This is a genomic window from Enterobacter sp. SES19 (assembly GCF_011765665.1).
Classification (GTDB): Bacteria; Pseudomonadota; Gammaproteobacteria; order Enterobacterales; family Enterobacteriaceae; genus Enterobacter; species Enterobacter pseudoroggenkampii.
Genome location: NZ_CP050320.1, coordinates 1,427,986 through 1,453,078 on the forward strand (window position 1 = coordinate 1,427,986; position 25,093 = coordinate 1,453,078).

General features: G+C 55.8%; 23 protein-coding genes. 5 read left to right on the forward strand and 18 right to left on the reverse strand.

The window, feature by feature from the left end; translation table 11 throughout:
* Positions 1-5: 5 nt before the first annotated feature.
* Genes GXP72_RS06740 through cecR form a run of 4 tightly spaced genes read right to left on the reverse strand, consistent with a single transcriptional unit; the run spans position 6 to position 4,530 of the window.
* Positions 6-1,139, reverse strand: a complete 1,134-nt coding sequence (locus GXP72_RS06740) for an ABC transporter permease (RefSeq protein WP_090417702.1) — start codon at positions 1,137-1,139, stop codon at positions 6-8.
* Positions 1,129-2,868: an ATP-binding cassette domain-containing protein gene (locus GXP72_RS06745; RefSeq protein ID WP_090417700.1), complete on the reverse strand. Its 1,740-nt coding sequence runs from the start codon at positions 2,866-2,868 to the stop codon at positions 1,129-1,131. The genes GXP72_RS06740 and GXP72_RS06745 overlap by 11 nt, the downstream gene beginning before the upstream one ends.
* On the reverse strand, positions 2,861-3,856 hold the full coding sequence (hlyD, locus tag GXP72_RS06750) for a secretion protein HlyD (protein ID WP_090417698.1): 996 nt from the start codon (positions 3,854-3,856) through the stop codon (positions 2,861-2,863). Before hlyD ends, GXP72_RS06745 begins: the two co-directional genes overlap by 8 nt.
* The gene (gene cecR / locus GXP72_RS06755) at positions 3,853-4,530 is read right to left on the reverse strand and encodes a transcriptional regulator CecR (RefSeq protein WP_090417696.1); all 678 of its coding nucleotides are present in this window, start codon (positions 4,528-4,530) and stop codon (positions 3,853-3,855) included. The genes hlyD and cecR overlap by 4 nt, the downstream gene beginning before the upstream one ends.
* Before the next feature lie 207 nt (positions 4,531-4,737).
* Here cecR and rhlE point away from each other — a divergent pair, with 207 nt between their 5' ends.
* Both rhlE and dinG read left to right on the forward strand, forming a co-directional pair.
* On the forward strand, positions 4,738-6,123 hold the full coding sequence (gene rhlE / locus GXP72_RS06760) for an ATP-dependent RNA helicase RhlE (protein WP_208763640.1): 1,386 nt from the start codon (positions 4,738-4,740) through the stop codon (positions 6,121-6,123).
* Between the two features lie 97 nt (positions 6,124-6,220).
* Complete coding sequence (gene dinG / locus GXP72_RS06765; RefSeq protein ID WP_090417670.1) at positions 6,221-8,398, forward strand: ATP-dependent DNA helicase DinG; 2,178 nt, start codon at positions 6,221-6,223, stop codon at positions 8,396-8,398.
* On the opposite strand, the gene GXP72_RS06770 is transcribed toward dinG, so the two are convergent.
* The 5 genes from GXP72_RS06770 to GXP72_RS06790 all read right to left on the reverse strand — a co-directional run bounded on the left by GXP72_RS06770 (position 8,385) and on the right by GXP72_RS06790 (position 13,744).
* Entirely contained in the window at positions 8,385-8,888 is a 504-nt protein-coding gene (locus GXP72_RS06770; protein WP_024908722.1) for a fimbrial protein, read from the reverse strand. The genes dinG and GXP72_RS06770 overlap by 14 nt on opposite strands.
* Positions 8,885-9,871 carry a fimbrial protein gene (locus GXP72_RS06775; RefSeq protein ID WP_090418231.1) on the reverse strand — a complete coding sequence of 329 codons (987 nt, stop codon included), beginning with the start codon at positions 9,869-9,871 and terminating at the stop codon, positions 8,885-8,887. Before GXP72_RS06775 ends, GXP72_RS06770 begins: the two co-directional genes overlap by 4 nt.
* Before the next feature lie 23 nt (positions 9,872-9,894).
* A complete protein-coding gene (locus GXP72_RS06780) occupies positions 9,895-12,438 on the reverse strand; it encodes a fimbria/pilus outer membrane usher protein (protein WP_139210887.1) in 2,544 nt (847 codons plus the stop codon).
* A 26-nt stretch (positions 12,439-12,464) separates the two neighbouring features.
* Positions 12,465-13,139 (reverse strand): molecular chaperone, encoded by a 675-nt coding sequence (locus GXP72_RS06785; protein WP_090417669.1) that lies wholly within the window; start codon positions 13,137-13,139, stop codon positions 12,465-12,467.
* Between the two features lie 68 nt (positions 13,140-13,207).
* Positions 13,208-13,744: a fimbrial protein gene (locus GXP72_RS06790; RefSeq protein ID WP_024908718.1), complete on the reverse strand. Its 537-nt coding sequence runs from the start codon at positions 13,742-13,744 to the stop codon at positions 13,208-13,210.
* 256 nt (positions 13,745-14,000) lie between these two features.
* Between GXP72_RS06790 and ybiB the strand changes: the two genes are divergently transcribed.
* On the forward strand, positions 14,001-14,963 hold the full coding sequence (gene ybiB, locus GXP72_RS06795; protein WP_090417668.1) for a DNA-binding protein YbiB: 963 nt from the start codon (positions 14,001-14,003) through the stop codon (positions 14,961-14,963).
* Positions 14,964-15,082: 119 nt separating this feature from the next.
* Here ybiB and ybiJ read toward each other — a convergent pair whose 3' ends face one another.
* The 3 genes from ybiJ to mcbA all read right to left on the reverse strand — a co-directional run bounded on the left by ybiJ (position 15,083) and on the right by mcbA (position 16,286).
* Positions 15,083-15,343, reverse strand: coding sequence for a DUF1471 family protein YbiJ (gene ybiJ, locus GXP72_RS06800; RefSeq protein ID WP_023310874.1), 261 nt, complete (start codon positions 15,341-15,343; stop codon positions 15,083-15,085).
* 285 nt (positions 15,344-15,628) lie between these two features.
* Positions 15,629-15,895: a DksA/TraR family C4-type zinc finger protein gene (locus GXP72_RS06805; protein WP_090417667.1), complete on the reverse strand. Its 267-nt coding sequence runs from the start codon at positions 15,893-15,895 to the stop codon at positions 15,629-15,631.
* A gap of 124 nt (positions 15,896-16,019) precedes the next feature.
* The gene (gene mcbA / locus GXP72_RS06810; protein WP_024908715.1) at positions 16,020-16,286 is read right to left on the reverse strand and encodes a DUF1471 family periplasmic protein McbA; all 267 of its coding nucleotides are present in this window, start codon (positions 16,284-16,286) and stop codon (positions 16,020-16,022) included.
* A 243-nt stretch (positions 16,287-16,529) separates the two neighbouring features.
* Between mcbA and rlmF the strand changes: the two genes are divergently transcribed.
* Positions 16,530-17,441, forward strand: a complete 912-nt coding sequence (gene rlmF, locus GXP72_RS06815) for a 23S rRNA (adenine(1618)-N(6))-methyltransferase RlmF (protein WP_175557787.1) — start codon at positions 16,530-16,532, stop codon at positions 17,439-17,441.
* Between the two features lie 48 nt (positions 17,442-17,489).
* On the opposite strand, the gene ybiO is transcribed toward rlmF, so the two are convergent.
* The 6 genes from ybiO to rhtA all read right to left on the reverse strand — a co-directional run bounded on the left by ybiO (position 17,490) and on the right by rhtA (position 24,088).
* Positions 17,490-19,703, reverse strand: a complete 2,214-nt coding sequence (gene ybiO / locus GXP72_RS06820; protein WP_090417661.1) for a mechanosensitive channel protein — start codon at positions 19,701-19,703, stop codon at positions 17,490-17,492.
* Between the two features lie 125 nt (positions 19,704-19,828).
* On the reverse strand, positions 19,829-20,551 hold the full coding sequence (gene glnQ, locus GXP72_RS06825; protein ID WP_090417660.1) for a glutamine ABC transporter ATP-binding protein GlnQ: 723 nt from the start codon (positions 20,549-20,551) through the stop codon (positions 19,829-19,831).
* Complete coding sequence (gene glnP, locus GXP72_RS06830; protein ID WP_014169254.1) at positions 20,548-21,207, reverse strand: glutamine ABC transporter permease GlnP; 660 nt, start codon at positions 21,205-21,207, stop codon at positions 20,548-20,550. The genes glnQ and glnP overlap by 4 nt, the downstream gene beginning before the upstream one ends.
* Before the next feature lie 84 nt (positions 21,208-21,291).
* Complete coding sequence (gene glnH, locus GXP72_RS06835; protein ID WP_090417658.1) at positions 21,292-22,035, reverse strand: glutamine ABC transporter substrate-binding protein GlnH; 744 nt, start codon at positions 22,033-22,035, stop codon at positions 21,292-21,294.
* 362 nt (positions 22,036-22,397) lie between these two features.
* Positions 22,398-22,901, reverse strand: coding sequence for a DNA starvation/stationary phase protection protein Dps (dps, locus tag GXP72_RS06840; RefSeq protein ID WP_010428924.1), 504 nt, complete (start codon positions 22,899-22,901; stop codon positions 22,398-22,400).
* A gap of 299 nt (positions 22,902-23,200) precedes the next feature.
* Entirely contained in the window at positions 23,201-24,088 is an 888-nt protein-coding gene (gene rhtA, locus GXP72_RS06845) for a threonine/homoserine exporter RhtA (RefSeq protein ID WP_024908710.1), read from the reverse strand.
* A 354-nt stretch (positions 24,089-24,442) separates the two neighbouring features.
* On the opposite strand from rhtA, the gene ompX reads away from it, so the two are divergent.
* Positions 24,443-24,961, forward strand: coding sequence for an outer membrane protein OmpX (gene ompX / locus GXP72_RS06850; protein ID WP_024908709.1), 519 nt, complete (start codon positions 24,443-24,445; stop codon positions 24,959-24,961).
* Positions 24,962-25,093 lie beyond the last annotated feature (132 nt).

Consider the following 25,093-nt stretch of genomic DNA (forward strand, 5'->3'; position numbering starts at 1 on the left):
GCTCCTTAATCTAACCGCCGTTTGGTTTTCATCCACGTTAACCCGATAAACATCGCCGCAGACGCCAGTAAAAACAGCGTGTTGACGATCAGCACCACCGGAATATTCCCTGCCAGGAACAGGCTCTGCAGCGTGCTCACAAAGTAGCGCGCCGGAATCACGTAGGTCACGGCGCGGATCACGGCAGGCATGCTGTCTATCTGGAAGATAAAGCCGGACAGCATAATCGACGGCAAAAAGGCGGCGTTGAGGGCCACCTGGGCCGCGTTAAACTGGTTGCGGGTGATGGTGGAGATGAGCAGCCCCATCCCCAGCGTGCTGAGTAAAAACAGGCTGGTGATAAAGAACAGCACCACCAGCGAGCCGCGATACGGCACGCCGAGGATAAAGACGGACACCAGCATACAGAGCAGCATCGCCAGCATGCCGAGGAAGTAGTAGGGAATAAGCTTGCACAGCAGCAGCTCGACGCGCGTCACTTCGGTTGAAAGCAGCGCCTCCATGGTGCCGCGCTCCCACTCGCGGGCGATCACCAGCGAGGTCAGAATCGCGCCAATGACCGTCATGATAATCGTCACCGCGCCCGGAATAATAAAGTGCTGGCTGATGGCGGCGGGGTTAAACCAGTAGCGCGTCTGCACGTCGATCAGCGGTTTAAATTCTTCACCCCGATCTTCCGCCCGCTGCATCTGCCAGAGCTGCCAGATCCCCTCCGCGTAGCCCTGCACGAAGTTCGCGGTGTTCGGCTCGCTGCCGTCGGTGATCACCTGGATCGGCGCATCGGTATTCGCCCGCGCCATATTGGCGGCAAAATCCACCGGAATGACGACCAGACCGCGAATTTTCCCGGCCTGCATCTTCTGGATCAGTTCCTGACGATTGTCGCTGATGGTGGCGTCAATGTAGGGCGAGCCGGTCATGGCGTGGGTGAAGTCCAGCGCCTCCTCGCTCTGCTGCTCCAGCAAAATCCCGACCCGCAGCTTGCTGGAGTCCAGGTTAATGCCGTAGCCAAAGATAAACAGCAGCAGCAGGGGGATCACCACCGCAATCAGCCAGCTGCTGGGATCGCGCACGATCTGCCGCGTCTCTTTAACGCACAGCGCGCGCACCCGGCGCCAGGAAAGGGTGTTACTGCGCATGGGCATTCTCCTTATCCCAGTCGTGGATGAGGGTGATAAACGCCTGCTCCATGGTCGGGTCCGGGACCTCCTCGTCGGCGGCCTGGTTTTTCAGGTCGTCCGGGGTACCGTGGGCAATCAGCTTACCGCGATACACCAGCCCGATGCGGTCGCAGTACTCCGCCTCGTCCATGAAGTGGGTGGTTACCATCACGGTCACCCCTTTTTCCACCATGCTGTTGATATGCAGCCAGAACTCGCGGCGGGTGAGAGGATCAACGCCCGAGGTCGGTTCATCCAGAAACAGAATATCCGGCTCGTGCATCAGCGAGCAGGCCAGCGCCAGCCGCTGCTTAAAGCCGAGCGGCAGCTCGTCGGTGGCGTGGGAGGCAATGTTGGTTAACCCGAAGGCGTCGCTCATGCGGCGGATTTTGTCGTTCTGCGCGCGCCCGCGCAGGCCGTACACGCCGGAGAAAAAGCGCAGATTTTGCTCGACCGTCAGGTTGCCATACAGGGAGAATTTCTGCGCCATATAGCCCAGATGCTGGCGCGCCTTGCCGGAGCTGACCTTCAGGTCCATGTCCAGTACCAGCGCCTTGCCGGACGTCGGCACCAGCAGGCCGCACATCATCTTAAAGGTGGTCGATTTTCCCGCACCGTTCGGCCCGAGCAGGCCAAAAATCTCCCCGCGCTTCACCGCAAAATTGACGTTGTCGGTGGCGGCGAAATCCCCGAACTTTTTGGTGAGGGATTTGGCTTCAATGACCGTTTCGCCCGGCGTGCCTTCCACCGTGTGCAGAATGGCGCCAAGCGGCGACTCTGACGTCCCCGCGCCGCCCAGCAGGTCGATAAACGCATCTTCGAAACGCGGCGCCGTCTCTTCCATGTCGATCTCAGGCATGCCGGGCGCATGGCGAATATCGTCGACGGTGGCCTCTTTTTTGAGGATCACCCGCACCGAGCGGCCCTGAATCATCCCGTCGCTGACCTGCGGCAGCTTGAGCACCCGCTGCAGCAGCGTGCGGTTGGACGCCTGGGGGCTGTGCAGCAGGAAGCTGCGCCCGGCCATGCTCTGCGTCAGCGTCGTCGGCTCGCCCTGATAAAGCAGTTCGCCTTCGTTCATCAGCAGCACGTCCCGGCACTGCTCCGCTTCGTCGAGGTAGGAGGTGCTCCAGAGGATCAGCATCCCGTCGCCCGCCAGCTCGTGCACCATCTGCCACAATTCGCGGCGGGAAATCGGGTCAACGCCGACGCCGGGCTCGTCCAGCAGCAGCACCTTTGGTTCGCCCACCAGCGTACAGGCCAGCCCCAGCTTCTGCTTCATCCCGCCGGAGAGCTTGCCCGCCAGCCGGTCGGTGAACGGGCCGAGGGAGGTAAATTCCAGCAGGCGGGCGAAGGTTTTCTGTCGCGTTTCGCCGGTGACGCTGCGCAGGTCGGCGTACAGGTTCAGGTTTTCCATCACCGTCAGGTCTTCGTACAGGCCAAACTTCTGCGGCATATAGCCGAGCATGGCGTGGAGCGCGCCGTCATCTTTTATCGGGTCAAGGCCGAGCACGCGGGCCGATCCTTCATCCGGCTTCAGCAGCCCGGCCAGCATCCGCATCAGCGTGGTTTTCCCCGCGCCGTCCGGGCCGACCAGCCCGGTCACATAGCCTTTCTGGATGGTACAGTTCAGCGGTGCGACCGCGGGCTTATCCATCCCCTTAAAGCGTTTAACCAGATTGTTGAGCTGAATAACCGCGTCATTCATGTCGTTCCCCGCCGTTCACTTTTACGGTGACGGGCATGCCCTGACGCAGCGCGTCATCCGCATCGGTCACGATGATGCGCAGGCGATACACCAGATCGGTACGCAGATCCGGTGTTTCTACTGTTTTCGGCGTGAATTCCGCGGTAGGGGAGACAAAGCCCACTTTGCCGTGATACGGCTTGTCCGGGCGACCGTCGGTATAGAGCAGCAGCTCGCGGCCCGGCTGCATCTGGCCGAGATTCGTCTCATCAATGTAGGCGCGTACCCACACCGGGCGGGTCAGGGAGAGGGTCAACACGGTGCTGCCCGCGCTGAGCATGCTGCCCGGCTCCACGGCGCGGGTCATCAGCGTGCCGTCAGACGGTGCGATGAGCGTGGTGTCGTGCAGATCCAGCTCCGCCTGGGCCAGCTGCGCCTGCGCCTGTTCAAGGCTGGCTTTCGCCTGAGCGATATCCTGCGGGCGGTTACCGGTGTGGTACTGGCTTAACTTATCCTGCGCGGATTTCAGCGTTGCCTGCGCCTGGTCGCGGGAGGAGCGCGCATTTTCCAGGTCATTCGCGGAAATGGTTCGGCTTTTCCACAGCCCCTGCTGGCGAGCGTAGAAGTTCTGCGCGTAGTCATAGGCCGCCTGCGCCTGTTTAACGGCGGCGGCGGCCTGGGCGATCTCTTCGTCGCGATAGCCTGCCAGCATCAGGTCATATTGTGCCTGGGCGACGGACACGCCTGCTTTGGCCTGCAGCAGCGCATTCTCATAGGGCGCTTTATCCAGCATCCCCAGCGTCTGCCCGGTTTTAATGGCATCGCCTTCGTCAACGCTCAGCGAGGCGAGACGTCCGCCCACGCGGAAGCTCATGTTCACCGTGCGAATATCCACGTTACCGTACAGGGTCAGGCCTTTATCCTGATGGCTCTGATACCACAGCCATCCACCGACTCCGGCGGCAAGCAAAACAACAACCACCAGAACGATGGCGACAGGTTTTTTCATGACTTCAGGCTCCTTTGCGTTAAGCCTTGCAGGATTAGATCGAGATGACAGGCGATGACCTGGCTAATCTGCGCGGCTTTATCCTCATCAAATTGTGTCCAGCCGGTGCGTAACAGGATGGTTTCCCTGCCCAGACGGAAGGCAAGAATTTCACCCAGCAGGGCGTGGGTATGCAAAATTGTCTCGGTATCACTGGCATCGCGCCCGGTATAGGCGGCGATCAGCCGGGTCAGGTGGGAGTGCATCGGCTCAATCACCCGATCGTGTACCCGCTGGTAGGCGGCAGTGGGGGAGAGCTGCTCGCGGGAGATAAACTTGCTCAGGTTGAGCGTATCGTCGTGCGTCAGCAGGCGGATCATATCGTGGCAGGCGTTGAGAATAAGCTGGCGAACGGCGGCGCGATCGGGCGACGGCTGGCCGAGCAGCGCGGTGGCTTCCTCAACGTGCGGGTGAAACTGCGTGCCGATAAAATCGGCGATCCACTCGGCGCAGGCGAGGTATAAATCCTCTTTTGAGCCAAAATAGTAGGTAATCGCCGCAATGTTCTGCCCGGCCAGCGCCGCAATATCGCGCGTGGTTGCATGCAGCCCGTACTCACCAAACTGCGCCAGCGCGGCGGCAATAAGCTGGTTTTTGGCCTGTTCACCTTTTGATGTCGTCGGGGTTGTATTCATAGCGGCATTAAGAATTAATCAATCGATTGATTAAGATTATGCCTGATTCACGCTAACGTCGAGGGAATGCGGAGGGATATTTTATGCGCCACGTCACAAAAGCTGCTACACTCCGCTCCTTCTCGACATTGTGGTTTTTGTCCTCCCCTATTCGTTATATCTCCCTGAAAACTACACCTGTGATGGTCGGGGCGGTTCGGAGTTTTTATGTCTTTTGATTCCCTTGGCCTGAACCCGGAAATTCTGCGCGCGATCGCAGAGCAGGGCTACGTTGAGCCAACCCCAATCCAGCAGCAGGCTATTCCTGCCGTTCTTCAGGGGCGTGACCTGATGGCCAGCGCCCAGACCGGCACCGGTAAAACCGCGGGCTTTACGCTGCCGCTGTTAGAGCTGCTGGTAAAAAATCAGCCGCACGCCAAAGGCCGCCGTCCGGTTCGTGCGCTGATCCTCACCCCAACCCGTGAGCTGGCGGCGCAGATTGGTGAGAACGTGCGTGACTATAGCCGCTATCTCAACATTCGCTCGCTGGTGGTGTTCGGCGGCGTCAGCATCAACCCGCAGATGATGAAGCTGCGCGGCGGCGTGGACGTGCTGGTGGCAACGCCTGGTCGTCTGCTGGATCTGGAACACCAGAACGCGGTGAAGCTCGATAGCATTGAAATTCTGGTGCTGGACGAAGCCGACCGCATGCTCGACATGGGCTTTATTCACGATATTCGTCGCGTGCTGGCCAAGCTGCCGCCGCGTCGTCAGAACCTGCTCTTCTCCGCGACCTTCTCCGACGAGATCAAGGCGCTGGCGGAAAAGCTGCTGCATAACCCGCTGGAAGTGGAAGTGGCGCGTCGCAACACCGCCTCTGAGCAGGTGACCCAGCACGTTCACTTTGTTGATAAAAAGCGCAAGCGGGAACTGCTCTCCCAGATGATCGGTCAGGGTAACTGGCAGCAGGTGCTGGTCTTTACCCGCACCAAGCACGGCGCCAACCACCTGGCGGAACAGCTGAATAAAGACGGCATCCGCAGCGCCGCCATTCACGGTAACAAGAGCCAGGGCGCGCGTACCCGTGCGCTGGCGGACTTTAAATCCGGCGACATCCGCGTGCTGGTGGCGACCGACATCGCCGCCCGTGGCCTCGATATTGAAGAGCTGCCACACGTGGTGAACTACGAGCTGCCAAACGTCCCGGAAGATTACGTTCACCGTATCGGCCGTACCGGCCGTGCGGCGGCAACCGGTGAAGCGCTTTCGCTGGTCTGCGTGGACGAGCACAAGCTGCTGCGCGACATCGAACGTCTGCTGAAGAAAGAGATCCCGCGCATCGAAACCCCGGGCTACGAAGTGGACCCGTCGATCAAAGCCGAGCCGATTCAGAACGGTCGTCAGGGCGGTGGTGGACGTGGCCAGGGTGGCGGCGGTCGCGGTCAACAGCCGCGTCGAGCAGAAGGCGGTGCACCGAAATCATCCGGCAAACCGCCGCGTCGTAACAGCGACAGCAAACCGGCGGGTGAAAACCCGTGGCGCAGCGGCGAAGGGAAACCGGCAGGGGAAGGGCAGCGTCGACGCCGCCCGCGTAAACCTGCTAACCCGCAGTAATCTGGAAGCCCGGTCGTAAAGCCGGGCTTTTCTTTTTGCGGCAGCGAAGAGAAAGTGCCACAATAGTGGCTGTTTATACAGTATTTCAGGTTTTCCGATGGCTTTAACCGCGGCGCTGAAAGCGCAAATTGGCGCCTGGTATAAGGCGCTACAACAGCAGATCCCCGACTTTATCCCCCGAGCGCCGCAGCGGCAGATGATTGCTGACGTGGCAAAAACACTCGCCGGGGACGACGGGCGACATCTGGCGATTGAAGCCCCGACCGGCGTCGGGAAAACCTTGTCGTATCTCATCCCCGGCATCGCGATTGCGCGGGAAGAGGACAAAACGCTGGTGGTCAGCACCGCCAACGTGGCGCTGCAGGATCAGATCTTCAGCAAAGATTTACCGCTGCTGCGTAAAATCATCCCCGACCTGCGGTTTACGGCCGCCTTTGGGCGCGGGCGTTACGTGTGCCCGCGTAACCTGGCGGCGCTGGCCAGCAGCGAGCCGAATCAACAGGATCTGCTCGCGTTTCTGGATGACGAGCTGACGCCAAACAATAAGGCCGAGCAGGAGCAGTGTGCAAAACTCAAAGTCGAGCTCGACGGCTATAAGTGGGACGGCCTGCGGGATCACACCAGCCAGGCCATCAGCGACGACTTATGGAGAAGGCTGAGCACCGATAAAGCGAGCTGCCTGAACCGCAACTGTCACTACTACCGCGAGTGCCCGTTCTTTGTCGCCCGGCGCGAAATTCAGGAAGCCGAAGTGGTTGTGGCTAACCACGCGCTGGTGATGGCGGCGCTGGAGAGCGAAGCGGTGCTGCCGGAGCCGAAAAACCTGCTGCTGGTGCTAGACGAAGGCCACCACCTGCCGGACGTGGCGCGGGACGCGCTGGAGATGAGTGCGGAAATTACCGCGCCCTGGTTCCGCCTGCAGCTCGATCTGTTCTGTAAGCTTGTCGCCACCTGCATGGAGCAGTTCCGCCCGAAAACCACGCCGCCGCTGGCGGTACCCGAGCGGCTGAGCGACCACTGTGAAGAGGTCTACGGCCTGATCTCATCGCTCAACAACATTTTGAATCTTTATCTTCCGCAAACGCAGGAAGCGGAACACCGCTTTGCGATGGGCGAGCTGCCGGACGAGGTAATGGAGATCTGCCAGCAGCTGGCGAAGCATCTGGAAAAGCTGCGCGGGCTGGCGGAGATGTTCTTAAACGATCTGAGCGAGAAAACCGGCTCGCATGACGTGGTGCGTCTGCACCGCATCCTGCTGCAGATGAACCGCGCGTTGGGCATGTTCGAAGCGCAGAGCAAGCTCTGGCGGCTCGCCTCGATGGCGCAGGCGTCCGGCGCGCCGGTCACCAAATGGGCCACCCGCGAAGTGCGGGACGGGCAGGTGCACCTGTTCTTCCACTGCGTGGGCATCCGTGTGGCAGATCAGCTGGAAAAGCTGATCTGGCGCAGCGTGCCGCACGTGGTGGTCACCTCTGCTACGCTGCGTTCTCTAAACAGTTTCTCAAGGCTGCAGGAGATGAGCGGGCTTAAAGAGAAAGCGGGCGACCGCTTCGTGGCGCTGGACTCGCCGTTTAACCACTGCGAGCAGGGCAAGCTGGTCATTCCGCGCATGAAATTCGAGCCGCTTATCGACAACGAGGAGCAGCACATTGCGGAGATGGCGGCCTACTTCCGCGAACAGGTCGAGAGTAAAAAGTACCCCGGCATGCTGGTGCTGTTTGCCAGCGGGCGCGCGATGCAGCGCTTCCTGGAGCACGTCACCGATCTGCGTTTATTGCTGCTGGTGCAGGGCGATCAGCCGCGCTACAGGCTGGTGGAAACTCATCGCAAACGCATCGATAACGGCGAGCGCAGCGTGCTGGTGGGATTACAATCCTTCGCGGAAGGTCTGGATCTGAAAGGGGACTACCTGACGCAGGTGCATATCCATAAAATCGCCTTCCCGCCTATCGACAGCCCGGTCGTCATCACCGAAGGCGAGTGGCTGAAAAGCCTCAACCGCTATCCGTTTGAGGTGCAGAGTTTACCTGCGGCCTCGTTTAACCTGATTCAGCAGGTGGGGCGTCTGATTCGTAGCCACGGCTGCTGGGGCGAAGTGGTGATTTATGACAAGCGTCTGCTCACCAAAAACTACGGCCAGCGGCTGCTGAACGCGCTGCCGATCTTTCCGATTGAACAGCCAGAGGTGCCCGAGGTAAAAAAACGCCCGGCAACACTGACCGCCGGGCGCAGGAAAAGCCTCCGTGCTAAGGGGCGCGGTCCTACTGGTAAGTGAAGGTCACCTGCACCACACTGCTGAACGTCCCCGCGCTCACCGGCATGGAGGTGGCGTAGTAGCGTGCGGCAAGTGGGAAATCGACGGTATGATCGCTTTGATTAACCAGGGCGCTGAAGCTCGCCTGCGGGGCAATGGTAATGCGATCCAGGCGGTCTGCCAGCTCCAGAGCCAGCCCGCCGGCGCTGCCCGTGCTGGCAAATTTCGTCGGGTGTGCGCTGTCTGCCTGGCCGTTAAAGGTCGCGGTGGCGAGCGTGGTGGTGGACGGGCATTTGGACAGCGTAAGGTCAAAATTCTTCCACTCCCCGGTATCCCCCACATCCTTAAAATCGCTGGAGGCGGCTTGTCCCAGGTTAACGGTCAAATTCTGGCTGGGGCTGTCTACCGAGCAGGTATTGGCGATGATATTGCCTCTCATCTGGATCGCGATCTCATCGGCATTCGCCTGCGTGAGAAGGCCTGCCAGTAGTAACAAGGTGATTTTTTTCATTTATATCCCAACGTAATCGTGGCAATGCTGTTTGCTGTCCCGGGGGTGACGCTGGCTGCCGTTTGTTGATATGCGACCTCAAACGGGATCGCCAGCGGAACGTTCGCTTGTGCAACTGCCGCCGTATTCTTGTAAGTATCAAAGTTGGCAATTTCCCCGTCGAACATCATGCGCACTCCCACGCCGGTTGCTACGCCACTCTCCTGAGTCAGTTTTACGACGCCAGGGAAATCTGTTTCATAGCCGTTTGCACTGGTGATCATCACTTGAGGCTGTACGGTGTTATTGCAGTTAACGGTAATGTCGAACGTCTGAGGCGACGTCAGAGTTCCTGTCCCGGTGAAGTCGCTGACAGGGAAATTGCCCAGCGTCACGGTGAGGCTTTTCGGCGAAACGGAGCAGGTGACTTCGTTAAACGTGATATTTCCTGAATAGGAAAGGGTGTTCGGACTGCCTAAACCTTCGTGATTGTAAACGCCAAGCCCAAACTCCGTCTGAGCCTGAGAAAGTGAGCCAGAGGACACCGTGGAGCTGGTTTTCACCAGCTCCAGAGTTACGTCAAAATTGAACGAGAGCTGTCCATCTGAAGAGAGATATCCCACCGGCGTATTCCGGGAATCACAGTGGACGCCGCCGGCCCCCTGGATGCGTTGCCCCTGATCGTTCATCAGGGCGATACCAATCCCGGCGACACCAGAGTCGTACACGCCCGGCAGGCCCGGTATTTCTGAACCGGAACCATAATAGCAAGCCACTATTTCCATCCCCGGGCTGTAGGTACTGGAGCAACTTCCGGCAACGTGCACCGTCTGTTCTGAACCCGGAATGGTCGCGCCAACGGCCAGCGAGGTGGGTACCGATATGGAGGCCACATCAATCATCTTTGGCATATCCGGTGACGTGCATGACGCTTTCGCGTGCGGCATAAAAAATGCGGATATTCCCAGCACTAACAATAAAAAACTCTGTTTAACGATTTGCATCATCTTTCGTCTCAGCCAGTGCATTACTGACATGTTGCGGCAGCGGTAATAATGCCGGATTTATCTCTCTCTTCAGCCAGCGCGTACTGCGCGATGCATTGTTCGCTGACATTGTCACCCCACATAACGGAGAGTTTTCCGCGTGCGGGGAGGCCGGAGAGGTACGTTTGGCCATCTGAGCCAACGATAAATTCGCTGTCCTTATCCTCAGTGGTCACCGTCGCGCCGAAGGGCAGCGGTTTACCGTTGTGCGTGAGCGTCATCAGCACGCGATTGCCCACGCGGGTGTTAAAGCTGGCGCGCACCACCGCTCCCCGCGTTGGGGTGACGACCTGCGCCGCGTGCGTCACGTCGGCATCATCCGGCAGCGTTTCGGTATCCAGCGCAATGGTGTTATGGCGATACGCGGTGACGAATGGTACGACGGTGTAGCCGCGGAAATCGGTCTCAACGCCCGTCTGGTTGGTGATATGCGTCCCGTGCGTTCCCGGCGCCTTCACCAGCGCGATGGTCTCACCGAGCGGCTGGCTCAGGGTGATGCCGTTCGCATGGGCAACCACGCCGCCCTGCAAACCGACGTTCACGGTCTGCTGGTATTTATCCTGACTGACGCCTGCGCTCACTTCGCCATAGGTCGCTTTGTAATCGGCGTTCATGCTGGTGGAGTTACCGCTGCCGGTACTGCTCAGCCCTTCCTGAATATTCCAGTTCAGATTGTCTTCCTTCAACGCCGTGCCGTTCAGGCCGATATTCTGCGTGGTACCGTCTTTGGTATTGTTCAGGTTGTAGGTGGCCCAGGTGTTATGCATCCAGTGGTCCAGCGGCACGGAAACGCTCAGTGAGAACTGGTTGTCGTTCGTCACTTCGTCGCCTTTTTCATCGCTGTCCTGGGTGTTCTTGTTCATGCTGTAGCTCAGGCTGTAGCTCACCCCGTGCCAGCTGTTGTTGTAGCTGACGCTCATGGAGGTCATGTCCTGGTTCTGGCTCCAGTAAGTCTCTTTCACCATGCTCAGGGTGACGGACCCCCAGCCTTCGGGCAGCGTCTGGTCGATGGTGGCCTCGGTTCGGGCGCGGCGCTGCTGGGGGGCAGACCAGTCGTCAGAGCGGGTATATGACTCCATGGTGTCTTCAAGGGTGTAAAACCCTTTGCTGTTGTAGCGATAGCCCGCGAGCGAGAAGTTGGTGCCTGAACCGGCAAAATCTTTGCTGTAGCGCACGCGCCAGGACTGGCCTTTGCTGGCCTGCTGCTTTTTCAGCAGGGCCTTTGCGCGGGTGACGTCGATGGAGAACGCCCCTAAATCGCCCATGTTTTTCCCAGCGCCGAGCGCCTGGGACTGATAGTGGCTGCTCTGCTGTATGCCGCCGTAAGCGGTAAAACCAAAGGGCAGGCCGTAAATCGCGCTGCCCTGGGCAAACGGAGTTTTCTCGACGTCTTTGTCGTAGGAACGGTACCGCCCGGCGGTCACGCTGTAGCGCAGGTTTTTTTCGCGCTGCAGTACTGGTACGGAGGCATATGGCACTACGAAATGGCTTTCGCTGCCGTCGGTCTCTTTCACGGTGACCTGCAGATCGCCGCTGCTGCCGGTGGGGTAAAGGTCGTTAATTTCAAACGCGCCGGGGGCGACCGTGTTCTGATAAATGACGTAGCCGTTCTGGCGAACCATCACCAGCGCATTGCTGTGTGCGGTGCCGCGAATAATGGGCGCATAGCCTTTTTCGCTGTCCGGCAGCATGTCGCTGTCGGATTTAATCTCCACGCCGGTGTAGGGTACGCTGTCAAAAACATCAGAAGGCGAAGAGCTTTGTCCAACGGTGAGATCGCTTTTCATCGCCACGATATCGCGCTGGGCATAGGTATAAACGGAAGAGAATCTTTGCTGCTCTTCCTTGCCCTGGGTGCTGCGATTCCACGTGGAGTAGTTGCGTACGCGCCAGGCGCCAACGTTAAACCCGGGACGCAGGTTAACGTACTGGCTGCTGTTATTCTGCTCGCCCGACTGTCGCGCATGGCTCTGGCTGGCGGTCGCGCTGTAGTTGAGAATACCTGCGGTGATCCCCTCGTCGAATTCTTTCGGGTCGATATAGCCGCGTGGAACCTGGCCCAGGGCCAGTTGAGGGATACTGAGCAGCAGCTGCTGATTGCGAACGTGAAACGACGTGGAGGCTGCCGGGATGGCGGTTAAATCGGCACACTGGCCTTTTGCCATCAGCGCCGGATATTTTTGGGTTTTGATCCCAAGGCTTTTTAAATCATTCAGGCTAAAGCAGGGCTGAAGTGAACTGCTGCCGTGTGAACCTTTTTGCAATGTGAACGTGACGTTGCGGGTATCAATTTTATTATTATTAATAAAAATAGCGACCTGATATTTACCCGGTGCCTGCCCTGGCCCTTTTTCGTAAACCGACAGATCGGTCTTACCCTGTTGCGGATTATCAATATCCAGCAGCGCCGGGTTAAAATAATCATCAGCCATAACCTGCTGCGCAAAGATCGCCAGTACCAGACCACAGAGAATGACCAGCAGTGATGAAATTCGGCAGGTGAACGGCTTTTTATGGCTGTACATGATTATTTTATTACCGGCGGATAGTATTAACGAACGGCTTTCGACCAGGTATGGCTGATGCTGCCATAATCAGTAATAATGGAATACGTGACGGTTGAGCCTCCGATATTGCCAGGTAAGGCAAAATGCGTTTCCGTTTTCGGGACCGCCCAGGTGGCTTTTGTTACTTTATGACCGTTCAGCGTGACGGTCTGGAAGTTCATAAAGAAAGGCGTGGGGTTATTCACCACCAGCTCATTACCTTCACGGCGCCATTCAAGCTTATCGGCCACCTCTTCTGGTCTGCCTTTTACTGCTGACGGGCGATAAAGCAATTTAATACGCGTATTAATGGCAATTTGTAGCGTATTCACACCTTCGACGTGCTTTGATGATGGGATCGCTTTAATATTTAACCAGTACAGAGATTCCCTGTCTTCCGGTAAATTTCCGACCGTACGTACAACGCGCAGAACGTTATCTTCTTTCGCATCCAGACGGAAAAGAGGAGGGGTGATCAGGAACGGCGCTTTGGCCAGGTTTTTACCGCCAGAGTCGACCCAGGACTGTACCAGATAATCTGTTGCATCTGGGTTTGAAAGACCAAGAGACGATTCCTTTTTCTCTCCCTGGTAGACCAGACGTGTGCCATTAATAATGACACCTGCATGTGCAGTAGTGGCCGCCAGTAAAAGCGTGCTCAGTAAATAACCGTGGCGCATAAATATTTCTCAATAAGATGAGAGATATTAACGCGTATAACCGCGTTAATATCTCAGGATTGATAATATCAGTTATAGATAACGGTGAAGGTCGAAACGGAGTTAGCCGGCCCTGCGGTAATCGCGGCCCCGGTTTGAATATAACGCGCGCCGAATATCAGGTCGTTAACTGCTGTACCGGAGGCTAACGGATATTGCTGAGAAGGGGTGTACAGACTCACCGGCTGCTCAGAAGCGTCAACCAGCTGAATAGCGACACCCGTTGCCGCATCCACATCGGGCGTTAATGCCAGCGTTGCGTTGTTATTCGCATCCGGCGTTCCGCCGAAGTTAATCGCTGCAGAGGTAACGGTTTCCGGACAGTCTTTTAACTGAATATCGAACTTCGTTAACGTGCTGGTAGAGCCTGCCCCGGTAAATACCGTTTTAGAGACTTTGCCTAACTGAACGTTTAACGGGTTACTTAACCCATTAACCACCTGACACGCTGAATCAATAATTTCCCCGGTGAAATTGATCTGCCCTTCACCGTTTGTTGCCGCAAATGCGGATGCAGAACATCCCACCGCTGCGGCGATGAATAAACCTAAAGCAACCTTGTTCATAGTGAATCCTGATATGTGACTGGTGCGAACGTTGCCTGGACGTTTTCACCGTTGACCCTGGAAGACTTTCCGCTGGTTATTTAATCAAAAAATACATGTCTAAGAATCTTCTGCAGAAATCACAAATAATTGAAAAATTGCTTGTATATATTTTTTTTCATTAAAACAGAGCATTGGGTTAGGGGATAAAACACTAACGGCCGGGCAATCATCAGGGCTATATTGTTAACAAGATGATGCTGTCAGGAGAAAAGTCGTGGATTACCGCAAAATTATCAAAGAGGTAGGGCGTGGGAAAAATCATGCCCGCGATCTGGACCATGAAACCGCGCGTGCACTTTACACCCGCATGCTTGAGGGCGACGTCCCCGACCTGGAAATGGGGGGCATTCTGATCGCGCTGCGTATCAAAGGAGAGGGTGAGGCGGAGATGCGCGGGTTCTATGAAGCCATGCAGGCGCAAACGCTGCGCTTAGCGCCGCCTGTGGCAAAGCCCATGCCGATCGTAATCCCGAGCTACAACGGCGCGCGCAAGCAGGCAAATTTAACCCCGCTTCTTGCTATTTTATTACACAAGCTGGGGTTCCCGGTGGTGGTGCACGGGGTGAGTGAAGACCCCACTCGCGTACTGACGGAAACCATTTTCGGGATGCTGGGCATCGAGCCAACGCGTCATGCCGGTCAGGCGCAGGCGAAGCTGGATGGCCATCAGCCCGTTTATATCCCGGTTGGCACACTTTGCCCGCCGCTTGAAAAGCAGCTCGATATGCGCTGGCGCATGGGCGTGCGCAACAGCGCGCACACGCTGGCGAAGCTGGCCACACCGTTTGGCGAAGATGCCGCCCTTCGTCTTTCCAGCGTCTCGCACCCGGAATACGTGGCGCGTGTGGGTCAGTTCTTTGCGGCTATTGGTGGAAGGGCGTTACTGATGCACGGCACGGAAGGTGAGGTTTATGCGAACCCACAGCGTTGCCCGCAGGTGATGCTGATTGATTCTGCAGGTACGCGCACCATTCTGGAACGCGGGGAGGAAAATAGCGGTGTGATATTGCCTGAGGCAAAAGATCCCCATACTACAGCCCACTGGATTGAGCAGTGCCTTGCCGGAAAAGTTCCTGTTCCGCATTCGATCAAGCTGCAGATGGCCTGCTGTTTGCTGGCAACCGGTGAAGTGGACACGGTAGAAGCCGGGCTGGCACGCGTGGCGCAGTCTTTTTAACTAAAAAAAAAGCCCGTCCAGTGGCGGACGGGCAAGCAAGGGTAACAAACAACAGGGTCAATGAGGGTTGGAGCAGCTCACCAGAGGGTTTGGCGAGGGGACAGCATTCGTTCAGGCGATTATTTGTAGATAACCGCGGTACCGCTCAGCTTGTTATTGCCGTTAGCGGAGGTAATGGTGTATCCGCTTGCACCGGCAGCAGCGGCTTTCTCAGCCAGTTTGGCTTCCAGACCGTCCAGCGTGGTCGCGCCATCAGCACTCACCACACCGACTTTGTTCATGTTCTGTGCCTGAGTTGAAGAGACTGGCTCTACGGCGAAAGCGCCGAAGGACAGAGCGGACAGGGCAACAGCAGCTACAGCATATTTGATGGTTTTCATAATTAATCTCTCGCAGGTGTTTCTGTTAAGGAGACGATGTTCCGTCGATGTGATGAGTATCACGTTTTTTTGCGAGGGATAAAATCGAAGAGAATTGACGTGGTTGCTCAAAAAAACTGAATGACAAATAACTTATTGAATATTAATAAATTCAAACTGGCGATTTACACTTCTTTTTAATGCGCTTTACAGAAGCGAAATGAAGGGCACATTTTGCCACGCGGTTCGTTAAAAATCGTGAGCGTAAAGGTATGGGCCTGCGGGGTTAACTTAGGTAAAGGAAAGTCAACGTAACTGGCTGTCTTTCGAACCTCTGCGATTATATCCCGAATATGATGAGTTTTTTGAATCTTTATGCTGCTGACAGGAGATGCAAAGCCTTACGCCGGGGATGGCTTTCCGGCGCGCCTCCGGAATGGGTTCTCCGCATTCTTCGCATTCCGTTAAGCTTTCGCCGCGCGGAATTTCACCGCGGGCGCGCGCAACCGCATCTTCAATAGTACTGTTGATCTGTTGGTTAACAGCGTCGTCATTTGCCCAGCCGGAAGCCATAGCGTCCTCCTGAAATCGGTTTAAGCCATACGTTTACTATGGGGTTAAAAAATGAACAATCAAGGCGAAGGAAAAAGAGAACTGCATCTGTGCGGCAGATGCAGTGTGTTGGAGTGTAGTGGGATTACTTGTAAATGGTCGCGGTGCCAAACATATGGTTATCGCCGCTGGCGGAATTAATCTCGAATCCTTTTGCACCTTCCTGACGGGCTTTTTCGGCAAGTTTAGCCTGGAGATCGTCAAGGTTGCTGGCACGGCTAACTGAAACGGTGCCTGCAGGACGGAGCTGGCTGGTGTCGGTACTCTGGGTCAGTGACTGAACGGCCATGGCAGAGAATGAAGCGGTTGCCAGGACGCCAGCGATAATAGCAAGGGTCAGATACTTTTTCATAATCACATCCTCATGAGGAAACAGCAGGTGATTCCCTTTAAGTTTAGAAGCCTGATGAGTGTGACTTAGCGCAAATATTTGATGATGATCTGCTTATTTTTTGAACGATATAAATTGACAATTCGCTGACAGATCATAGACATAAAGGTGTTTGATTTACGGCGGTTTTTTGCGCGACGCAGAGAAAGATTTACCGTTGGGCCAGCAAAGGGTATCTTACGCCGCTGTTTAAAGGAGAATGCCATGACTGCCCAAAAGCCGGGATTGCACCCGCGAAATCGCCACCGCAGCCGCTACGACATGAATGCGTTATGCCTGAGCTGCCCTCCGCTGCAGGACTACCTGGTTCAGACCCCAGCGGGAGAGCCCTCGGTCAACTTTGCTGACCCGCAGGCGGTTAAAATGTTGAACAAAGCTCTACTGGCGCATTTTTACGGTGTGGCTCACTGGGATATTCCGGAAGGCTTTCTCTGTCCACCTGTGCCGGGCCGCGCGGATTACGTGCATCACCTTGCCGACCTTCTTGCCGAAGGTAATGAGGGCGTTGTTCCACCGCAGGCCACCATTCTGGATATTGGCACCGGGGCGAATCTGATTTACCCGCTGATCGGCGCGCATGAATACCACTGGCGCTTTACCGGAAGCGAAATCGGTGACGAGGCTTTTGCCAGCGCCCAGGCAATTATCAGCGCTAACCCGGGATTGAGCCGCGCCATTCGCCTGCGTCGTCAGAAAGAGGCGGCGTCGATCTTCAACGGCATTATTCACAAAAACGAAAGCTATGACGCCACGATGTGCAATCCGCCGTTCCATGATTCGGCGGCATCGGCCCGCGCGGGCAGCGAGCGCAAGCGCCGCAATCTTGGTCAGGCTGAAGACGCCGCGCTGAACTTCGGCGGTCAGCAGCAGGAGCTCTGGTGTGAAGGGGGCGAAGTGGCGTTTATCCTGCGCATGATTGCGGAAAGCAAACAGTTTGGCCGTCAGGTGAAGTGGTTCACAACGCTGGTTTCCCGCGGAGATAACCTGCCGCCACTCTACCGCGCGCTGACCGAAGCGGGCGCCGTAAAAGTGGTGAAAAAAGAGATGGCGCAGGGCCAGAAGCAAAGCCGCTTTATCGCCTGGACGTTTATGGACAATAACAAACGTCGCAAATAGCACTCCGTCGCAGGCCGGGTAAGGCGAAGCCGCCACCCGGCAACCGGGCTACAGCGTCGGCTCCTGCGGTGGAAGCGGCGCTGCGGGCGGCGGTAGTACCTGATAGGTCTGGACCGGCATCCGCACGTTCGCCAGATCGAAGTGTTTTTTCACCATGCTGTCGAGCGCAAAGCGCACCGTCCACTGCTTCAGCGGCTGGGTGGTGAACGACACGCGCAGGGTAAACGCCGTGTTCGTCAGCCCGACGATGCCGGCGAATGACGGCTCGCCAATCACCAGCCCGCGAATATCCTCCATCTGCATCAGCTCTTCTACCGCATCGCGCAGCGCCTGCTTCGCTTTATCGGCATCCTCGTGGCGATCCACATCGTAGTTCGCTACAACTGAACCAATGCCGCGCACAAAGTTGGCGAAGGTGGTGATCGAAGACCAGGGAATGATGTGGTACGCCCCGGTGTCCTGGCGCACGCCCACCGAGCGGATGGACATCCTCTCCACGGTGCCGGTTAACGGTCCGATGGTCACCAGATCGCCCGTGTTCATCCCGTTCTCAAACTGGATAAAGATGCCGGTAATAATATCCTTCACCAGCGTTTGCGACCCGAAGGAGATCGCCAGCCCCAGGGCACCGGCACCGGCCAGCAGCGGGGCGATATTCACCCCGATTTCCGACAGCACAATCATGATGGTGATGGTGCTGATAATCACCGCCAGCGCGTTGCGGAACAGGGTTAACAGCGTTCTTGCCCGCGCGCTGGGCAGGGGGCGGCCGTGAATATCCGACACCAGACGGTTCTCGATGAGGCTCGCCAGCAGCGTCCAGCCGACGGCAGAGAAGAACAAAATCAGCGCGATGCGAATCAGGATGTCGACCGTTTTTTCACCCGCACCGTTGTGCAGCCAGTTCCAGAAATCAAACAGGCTCCACGCATTCAGGAGCAGCATAATCGCCACGCAGACGGTGAGAATGCGCGCCACTTTGAGCGATACGGACATCCAGCCGTTCACCCGTTTTTGCAGCTCCGGGTAATTACGCTGTACCTGCGGCGACAGGGTGATGGTTTTCGAGATCCAGCGCGACAGCAGCCCCGACACAAACGCCGCGATACCGATAATGGCCAGGCTTTTGAACGTCGCCCCCATCATGAATTTCAGGCTATTGCCCGGGTCGAACAGCGAGAAGAAGCACAGTACGATGAAGTAGGCGCTTGCCAGCCAGTGCCACACCAGGGCGAAAGCGCGGATAAACAGGCTAAAGAACGAAAGGGAGCGATCGGCCAGATTCAGCAGGCTTTGGGTAATGGTTTTTTTATTGTGGAAGATCAGATACAGCGACCAGACGGTAATGCAGATCATGATAATGACGTTTGCCAGCGCCCCGAACTGGACGTTCACCTGGTTGGAGATGATCGGCACGGCAACCAGCAGACCGTAGCCAATCAGCCCGCTGAGCACGCTCAGACGCAGCGCCCAGTACTTCGCGCTCGCATCCCGGATGGCGAAAGGACGCAGCGCCGGTACGTGCGGGCAAAAGAGTAACCGCAGCAGCGCCTTGAAGAACTCAATCAGGGCAAAGGCGTTCAGGAAAAGCGACTGCTGGAAGGCGATGGTTTTGTTGTCCGCGTTCAGCCTGTCGGCCAACATCTGACCTAAAAACAGCGTCAACGCAAGCAGCAGTAAATCGATGATAAACGCTGAGGCTATCATCAACGGCAGGTGCAGCCAGCTGCTTTTCTGCTGATTCTTTCTGCGTCCCCATTGCCCCATTTTGCGGTAGAGCGGCCACGCGCACAGGCGCACCAGCCAGTAAAAAAGAAATACTGCGCCGGCCAGCATCAGGAACTGCGTGGCGGCGGCGGTAAACGTTTGTGGGTTAAACGGCTTATGCGGCGAGCCAATCAGGTTGCGGTAGAGCTGAGCAAAGCGCGAGGAGAGCGCTTCCCCATAGTGCCGGCTCACGTCGGTGACATTTTCCAGTACCGTTTTTTGTTCCTCCACCTGGGGAGGGGTGATGACAGGCACCGGCTCCTGCGGCGGCGTGGCGGCCACTTTCCGCAGCTGACCAATAAGTTCCTGCCGGGAGGTGTCGTTCTCAAGGACGTCGGCGAGGGCGCTGTAGGCGGCTTTTTTCTGTTCGACATCGGGTTCCGGTGGCGGCGTATTTTGCTGGCTGGCGGTTGTTCCGGTGGTCACGCCGGGGATCGCGACGGCGAACGATGGCGCACTAAACAGGCTAATCAACAGCAACAGGATCCACGGCACGGCGTCCTCCGGTGAAAATGTCGAACAAAATGATAAGTATAGAAGTCGGGACGCGGAGGGGGATTTTTGGGAACAATCTGGCGTAAAAAAGCCGGGCAAGCCCGGCTTTAGCGTAAAGCGATGGATCAGGAGACGTGCTGCAGGAACTCCTGCAGACGCGGGCTCGGCGGGTTCGAAATTAATTCCTGCGGGTTACCGTCTTCCGCGATACGGCCTTTATCAATAAAGATCAGGCGGGACGCCACTTTTTCAGCGAAGCCGATTTCGTGGGTCACGATCACCATCGTCATCCCTTCTTCTGCCAGATCCTGCATGACCTTCAGCACCTCGTGGCGCAGCTCGGGGTCGAGTGCGGACGTAGGCTCATCAAACAGCATCATTTTCGGTTTGACCGCCAGCGCGCGGGCAATCGCCACGCGCTGCTGTTGACCACCGGACAGCTCAGAAGGGTAGTGGTGCGCGCGTTCAGCCAGGCCGACTTTCGCCAGCAGATCTTTGGCCAGCGCTTCTGCCGCCGCTTTGTTGGCGCCGCGCACGCGCAGGGGGCCAAACATCACGTTCTCCAGCGCCGTCAGGTGCGGGAACAGGTAGAACTGCTGGAACACCATGCCCGCTTCCTGACGAATCAGACGGTCATCCACTTTCGGGTCGTTCACCTTCAGACCGTCGACGATAAGATCGCCGCTGGTGATCTCTTCCAGCTTGTTGATGCAGCGCAGCAGGGTGGATTTACCGGAGCCGGATGGCCCAATAATCACCACCACTTCACCCTGTTTAATGTTCAGATCAATATTGTGCAGCACCTGGGTTGGGCCAAAGTGCTTGGAAACGTTTTTAAATTCAATCACAGGATTTTCATCCTTCTTTCAAGACGACGCAGAACGAAGCTCAGAACCAGAGTAATGATCAGGTAGACAACGGCTACCGCACTCCAGATTTCCAGCGCGCGGAAGTTGCCAGCAATGATCTCCTGACCCTGACGGGTCAGCTCGGCCACGCCGATAACAATGAACAGCGACGTATCTTTAATGCTGATGATCCACTGGTTACCGAGCGGTGGCAGCATGCGACGCAGCGCCAGCGGCAGAATAACGTGGCGGATCGTTTCGCGACGAGAAAGACCTAGCGCCAGACCGGCTTCACTGAAACCTTTATGAATCGACAGCACCGCACCGCGGGTGATTTCCGCAATGTAAGCGCCTGAGTTGATCATAATGGTGACGACGGCTGCGCTGAACGGATCGATGCGCAGGTCGGTGAACGCCATTGGCAGGGCGAAGTAGATGAACATGACCTGTACGACAATTGGGGTGCCGCGGATCACTTCGATGAAAACCAGTGCGATGTGGTTTGCAATCCAGCCGCCGTAGGTGCGAGCGAAACCGGCGACAAGACCGATAATCAACCCACCAACCAGACCCAGGACCGAAATCCACAGGGTCATTTTAGCGCCTTCAAGCAAGATAGGAATGGCAGGCCAGATGGCGCTCCAGTCAAACTGCATGATAATTTCCTGTTACTGTTACCGTGTTTCAAAAATAGCAGGGGCGAAAGGTCGCCCCCGAGTGAACGTCATTGTTACGTCTTATTATTTAGGCTCGGTACCGAACCATTTTTTGTAGATTTCGTTATAGGTGCCGTTCTCTTTCAGCGTTTTCAGCGCGCCGTTAACTTTCGTGCGCAGGTCGTCGCTGCCTTTCGGGAACGCGATACCGTACTGCTGGGCTTCCAGAGACTCGCCAACCGCTTTGAACTTACCGTTACCGGCTGTTTTGATGAAGTACAGGATGTTCGGCGTGTCGTGCAGAACCGCGTCAGCACGGTTGGTGCCGAGTTCCATGTACGCGTTGTCGATGTTCGGGAACTGACGCAGGTCTTTGGTTTTGATATTTGCTTTCGCGTAATCAACCGAACCGGTGCCGCTCTTCACTGCCACCACTTTGCCGTCGAGATCTTTCACGCTTTTTACGTCGTTATTATCGGCTTTGACCATCACCAGCAGGCCGCTTTTGTAGTAGCCGTCAGAGAAGTCGATCGCTTTTTTACGTTCATCGGTAATGGTGATGCCCGCCAGCGCCAGATCAACGTTCTTGGTTTGCAGTGCCGGGATGATGCCGCTGAAGTCCATCGGCTTCAGGGTGTAATCCAGTTTGAGTTCTTTTGCGACTGCGGCCCACAGATCCACATCAAAACCAACGTATTTATCACCCTGTTTGAATTCAAACGGAACGAACGCCGTGTCGGTCGCCACAACCAGTTTGTCGGCAGCCTGAGAGGACACCGTAAAAGCCAGGGTAAGTGCAGCCAGTGAAACTTTTAATACAGACTTCATAGCATTTCCTTTTATATCCACGGGGCGATCCCCTGCGAGAACAGGTGGCACAATGAAAAAATCGTGCCAACTTTACAAGCTATTGTTTTGCAAAGGGGATGATGTCATACATTGCACATTAAATGGGGCAATGAGGTTTTATTGCACCAAAGTGGAGCACTGTTTTGGTGCGCTTCGTTTGGCTCAACTGACGGGGAGATATTTAGCGTAAATTATGACGAAAAAACAATCTTCCGTTAACGGTTGTGTGAGGTGATTATTACATTTCGTTCACTTTTGCAGGTGTGCAGACAAAAACTGTGCACCATAGATGTGCAAAACCCTCACCGGAGGGCGAGGGTTTGATAGAAAATTCGTATGAATTATTCGATGTTAGATTCGATAAACCACAGGAATTGATCCAGGTCGCGGGACGCGGCGGTGAAAATGTCAGCGGTATCTTCGTCTTTGGCTTCGCCAATCGCTTTGCGCACATCGTTTGCCACAATCGCGTAGCGGTCCGCCAGCTCTTTCAGGTGATCCTGAACGGTATGGATATCCAGCGGATAACTCTTCAGTGGCGTTTTGCTGTTGATCACCTGCGTGGTACCCAGCGCCACGCCGCCTAGCTGAACGGCACGTTCAGCCATCGTATCGAGGTGGGTCACCAGTGCTGTGCGGAAGCCATCCAGCATTTCATGAACGGCAATAAAGTTTGCACCGCGCATATTCCAGTGGGCCTGTTTGGTGATCAGCGAAAGATCGATGAACTGGATCACCTGGCGATTCAGCAACTCAATGGTTGCTTTTTTGTCGCTGTCCGATACATCGTTACGGGTATAAAGCAGATTAGACGCTTTCGTTTTCACCAGTTTAGCGGTACTCATAATCTCATATCCTCTTGATGTTTATGTCCCAGGTAATTACGGAACTAAGTATAGCACCGGATTTTTTCCCTGCGGTTTGGATATGCCTATCGGTTTAATAGCGAGAAGGAGGTTGAGAATTTAACTCATTGAAATTAATCTGAAATTTTAAAATTGATACAGATCAATCTTAATTACTGGCTGGGAATGTAAACCCAGAGGGATATTTTGAAAATAGGGTGAAGTGTGTAAAAAATTATAACGACAGTCTTTCTGGCCTTTATTCTGCATGGCGTGGAAGCCATGCAGAATATATGGGCTTAGCGGATATCCACTTTCTCCACTTTAGGTTCAGGGCGCATGGTGAGCGTCGAGCCCATTGATGCCGCGATAATCGAGCAGAGCGCCAGCGTCTGGGTCAATGTCAGGGTTTCGCCGAGAAACACCATCCCGGAAATGGCGGCTAGCGCAGGTTCCATGCTCATCAGGGTGCCAAATATGCGCGTCGGCAGACGCGTCAGGGCAATCATCTCCAGAGAATAGGGAAGTGCGGTAGAGAGGATCGCGACCGCCAGCCCGATGGGCATGACGGACCATTGCCAGATAGATTCGGTCGCCTGCGCCATGCCGATGGGTACAAAGACGATAGCAGCGATCAGTGACCCCAACGCGACGGTCGCCGGACCGTGCTCTTCTCCTGCACGCTGACCCGTAAGTATATAGACGGCCCAGCAGGCGCCTGCACCCAGCGCCAGCGCTGCGCCCGTCAGATCAATCTCAGAAACACTCTTGCCCAGCGGCAGCAGGAACCACAACCCCAGTACGGCTAACACGACCCAGATGAAATCGACCGGACGTCGCGAGGAGAAAAGCGCCACCGCCAGCGGGCCGGTAAACTCCAGCGCGACGGCGATCCCCAGGGGTATCGTCTGAATAGAGAGGTAGAACAGGTAGTTCATTGCCCCCAGGGAGAGTCCATAAAACAGCAGCGGTAAACGCTGCTCCTTTTTGAATCGCAGACGCCAGGGTTTGAAAATAACCACCAGTATCGCCGTGCCCAGCACGATACGCAGGGCAGTTACCCCAGGCGCACCAACCAGCGGAAAAAGCGATTTTGCAAGCGAAGCACCGCTTTGAATGGACAACATGGCAATAAGTATGACTGCGACCGGCAACCAGACCGACGACGTGCGGGATAACCCAGGCATCCTTTCTCCTGTCAGCTTATGTCAAATGAGGTAAAAGTTGCAGTGTAAAGGAAATATGCGGCTACGGTTGAGGCGCTGTTGAAAAAAAACCACGTCAAATCCGTAAAATGGTTAAGCGCTGGTGGATTTATCGCCTGTCAGATTAGGAATAATCTGGATGAATGTAACTGCGCAGACGCGCACTATGCGCATTTACTAGTGAAAATTGCATGTGATTTGAAAGAGATAGCTGACGCTGGAAACGTTCTGTTACAGGAAAGGTTTCATTAGACATCACGAATCACAAAGAGTTTCGCAAATTTTTTTGATATATTTAAAACTTACGGACTTACTTGGATCACATTTGAGGTGGTTATGAAAAAAATTGCATGTCTTTCAGCACTGGCCGCTGTACTGGCTGTTTCCGCAGGTACCGCTGTAGCTGCTACTTCTACTGTTACTGGTGGTTACGCTCAGAGCGACTATCAGGGCGTGATGAACAAAGCTAACGGTTTCAACCTGAAGTATCGTTACGAGCAGGATAACAACCCACTGGGCGTGATCGGTTCTTTCACCTACACCGAGAAAGATCGTTCTGAAAACGGCGCATACAACAAAGGCCAGTACTACGGTATCACCGCGGGCCCGGCTTACCGTCTGAATGACTGGGCGAGCATCTACGGTGTTGTAGGTGTTGGCTACGGTAAATTCCAGCAGACCGAAAACCAGGGTCTGAACCGCACTGCAAGCAACAGCGACTATGGCTTCTCCTATGGCGCAGGCCTGCAGTTCAACCCAATCCAGGACGTTGCTCTGGACTTCTCCTATGAGCAGAGCCGTATCCGCAACGTTGACGTTGGCACCTGGATCGCTGGCGTAGGTTACCGCTTCTAATCACTTCGGTGATTAAATAAAAAATCCGCCCAATGTGGCGGATTTTTTTGTCGAAGTGAAAAGCAAAACGGCAACCTTAGGTTGCCGTTTTTAGTGTTTGTTCCCTCTCCCCGTGGGAGAGGGCCAGGGTGA

Bases quoted from the DNA above. Each gene is read 5' to 3' on its own strand.
- GXP72_RS06740 (WP_090417702.1), bottom strand. From the start codon at position 1,139: ATGCGCAGTAACACCCTTTCCTGGCGCCGGGTGCGCGCGCTGTGCGTT.
- GXP72_RS06745 (WP_090417700.1), bottom strand. From the start codon at position 2,868: ATGAATGACGCGGTTATTCAGCTCAACAATCTGGTTAAACGCTTTAAG.
- hlyD (WP_090417698.1), bottom strand. From the start codon at position 3,856: ATGAAAAAACCTGTCGCCATCGTTCTGGTGGTTGTTGTTTTGCTTGCC.
- cecR (WP_090417696.1), bottom strand. From the start codon at position 4,530: ATGAATACAACCCCGACGACATCAAAAGGTGAACAGGCCAAAAACCAG.
- rhlE (WP_208763640.1), top strand. From the start codon at position 4,738: ATGTCTTTTGATTCCCTTGGCCTGAACCCGGAAATTCTGCGCGCGATC.
- dinG (WP_090417670.1), top strand. From the start codon at position 6,221: ATGGCTTTAACCGCGGCGCTGAAAGCGCAAATTGGCGCCTGGTATAAG.
- GXP72_RS06770 (WP_024908722.1), bottom strand. From the start codon at position 8,888: ATGAAAAAAATCACCTTGTTACTACTGGCAGGCCTTCTCACGCAGGCG.
- GXP72_RS06775 (WP_090418231.1), bottom strand. From the start codon at position 9,871: ATGCAAATCGTTAAACAGAGTTTTTTATTGTTAGTGCTGGGAATATCC.
- GXP72_RS06780 (WP_139210887.1), bottom strand. From the start codon at position 12,438: ATGTACAGCCATAAAAAGCCGTTCACCTGCCGAATTTCATCACTGCTG.
- GXP72_RS06785 (WP_090417669.1), bottom strand. From the start codon at position 13,139: ATGCGCCACGGTTATTTACTGAGCACGCTTTTACTGGCGGCCACTACT.
- GXP72_RS06790 (WP_024908718.1), bottom strand. From the start codon at position 13,744: ATGAACAAGGTTGCTTTAGGTTTATTCATCGCCGCAGCGGTGGGATGT.
- ybiJ (WP_023310874.1), bottom strand. From the start codon at position 15,343: ATGAAAACCATCAAATATGCTGTAGCTGCTGTTGCCCTGTCCGCTCTG.
- GXP72_RS06805 (WP_090417667.1), bottom strand. From the start codon at position 15,895: ATGGCTTCCGGCTGGGCAAATGACGACGCTGTTAACCAACAGATCAAC.
- mcbA (WP_024908715.1), bottom strand. From the start codon at position 16,286: ATGAAAAAGTATCTGACCCTTGCTATTATCGCTGGCGTCCTGGCAACC.
- rlmF (WP_175557787.1), top strand. From the start codon at position 16,530: ATGACTGCCCAAAAGCCGGGATTGCACCCGCGAAATCGCCACCGCAGC.
- glnP (WP_014169254.1), bottom strand. From the start codon at position 21,207: ATGCAGTTTGACTGGAGCGCCATCTGGCCTGCCATTCCTATCTTGCTT.
- glnH (WP_090417658.1), bottom strand. From the start codon at position 22,035: ATGAAGTCTGTATTAAAAGTTTCACTGGCTGCACTTACCCTGGCTTTT.
- dps (WP_010428924.1), bottom strand. From the start codon at position 22,901: ATGAGTACCGCTAAACTGGTGAAAACGAAAGCGTCTAATCTGCTTTAT.
- rhtA (WP_024908710.1), bottom strand. From the start codon at position 24,088: ATGCCTGGGTTATCCCGCACGTCGTCGGTCTGGTTGCCGGTCGCAGTC.
- ompX (WP_024908709.1), top strand. From the start codon at position 24,443: ATGAAAAAAATTGCATGTCTTTCAGCACTGGCCGCTGTACTGGCTGTT.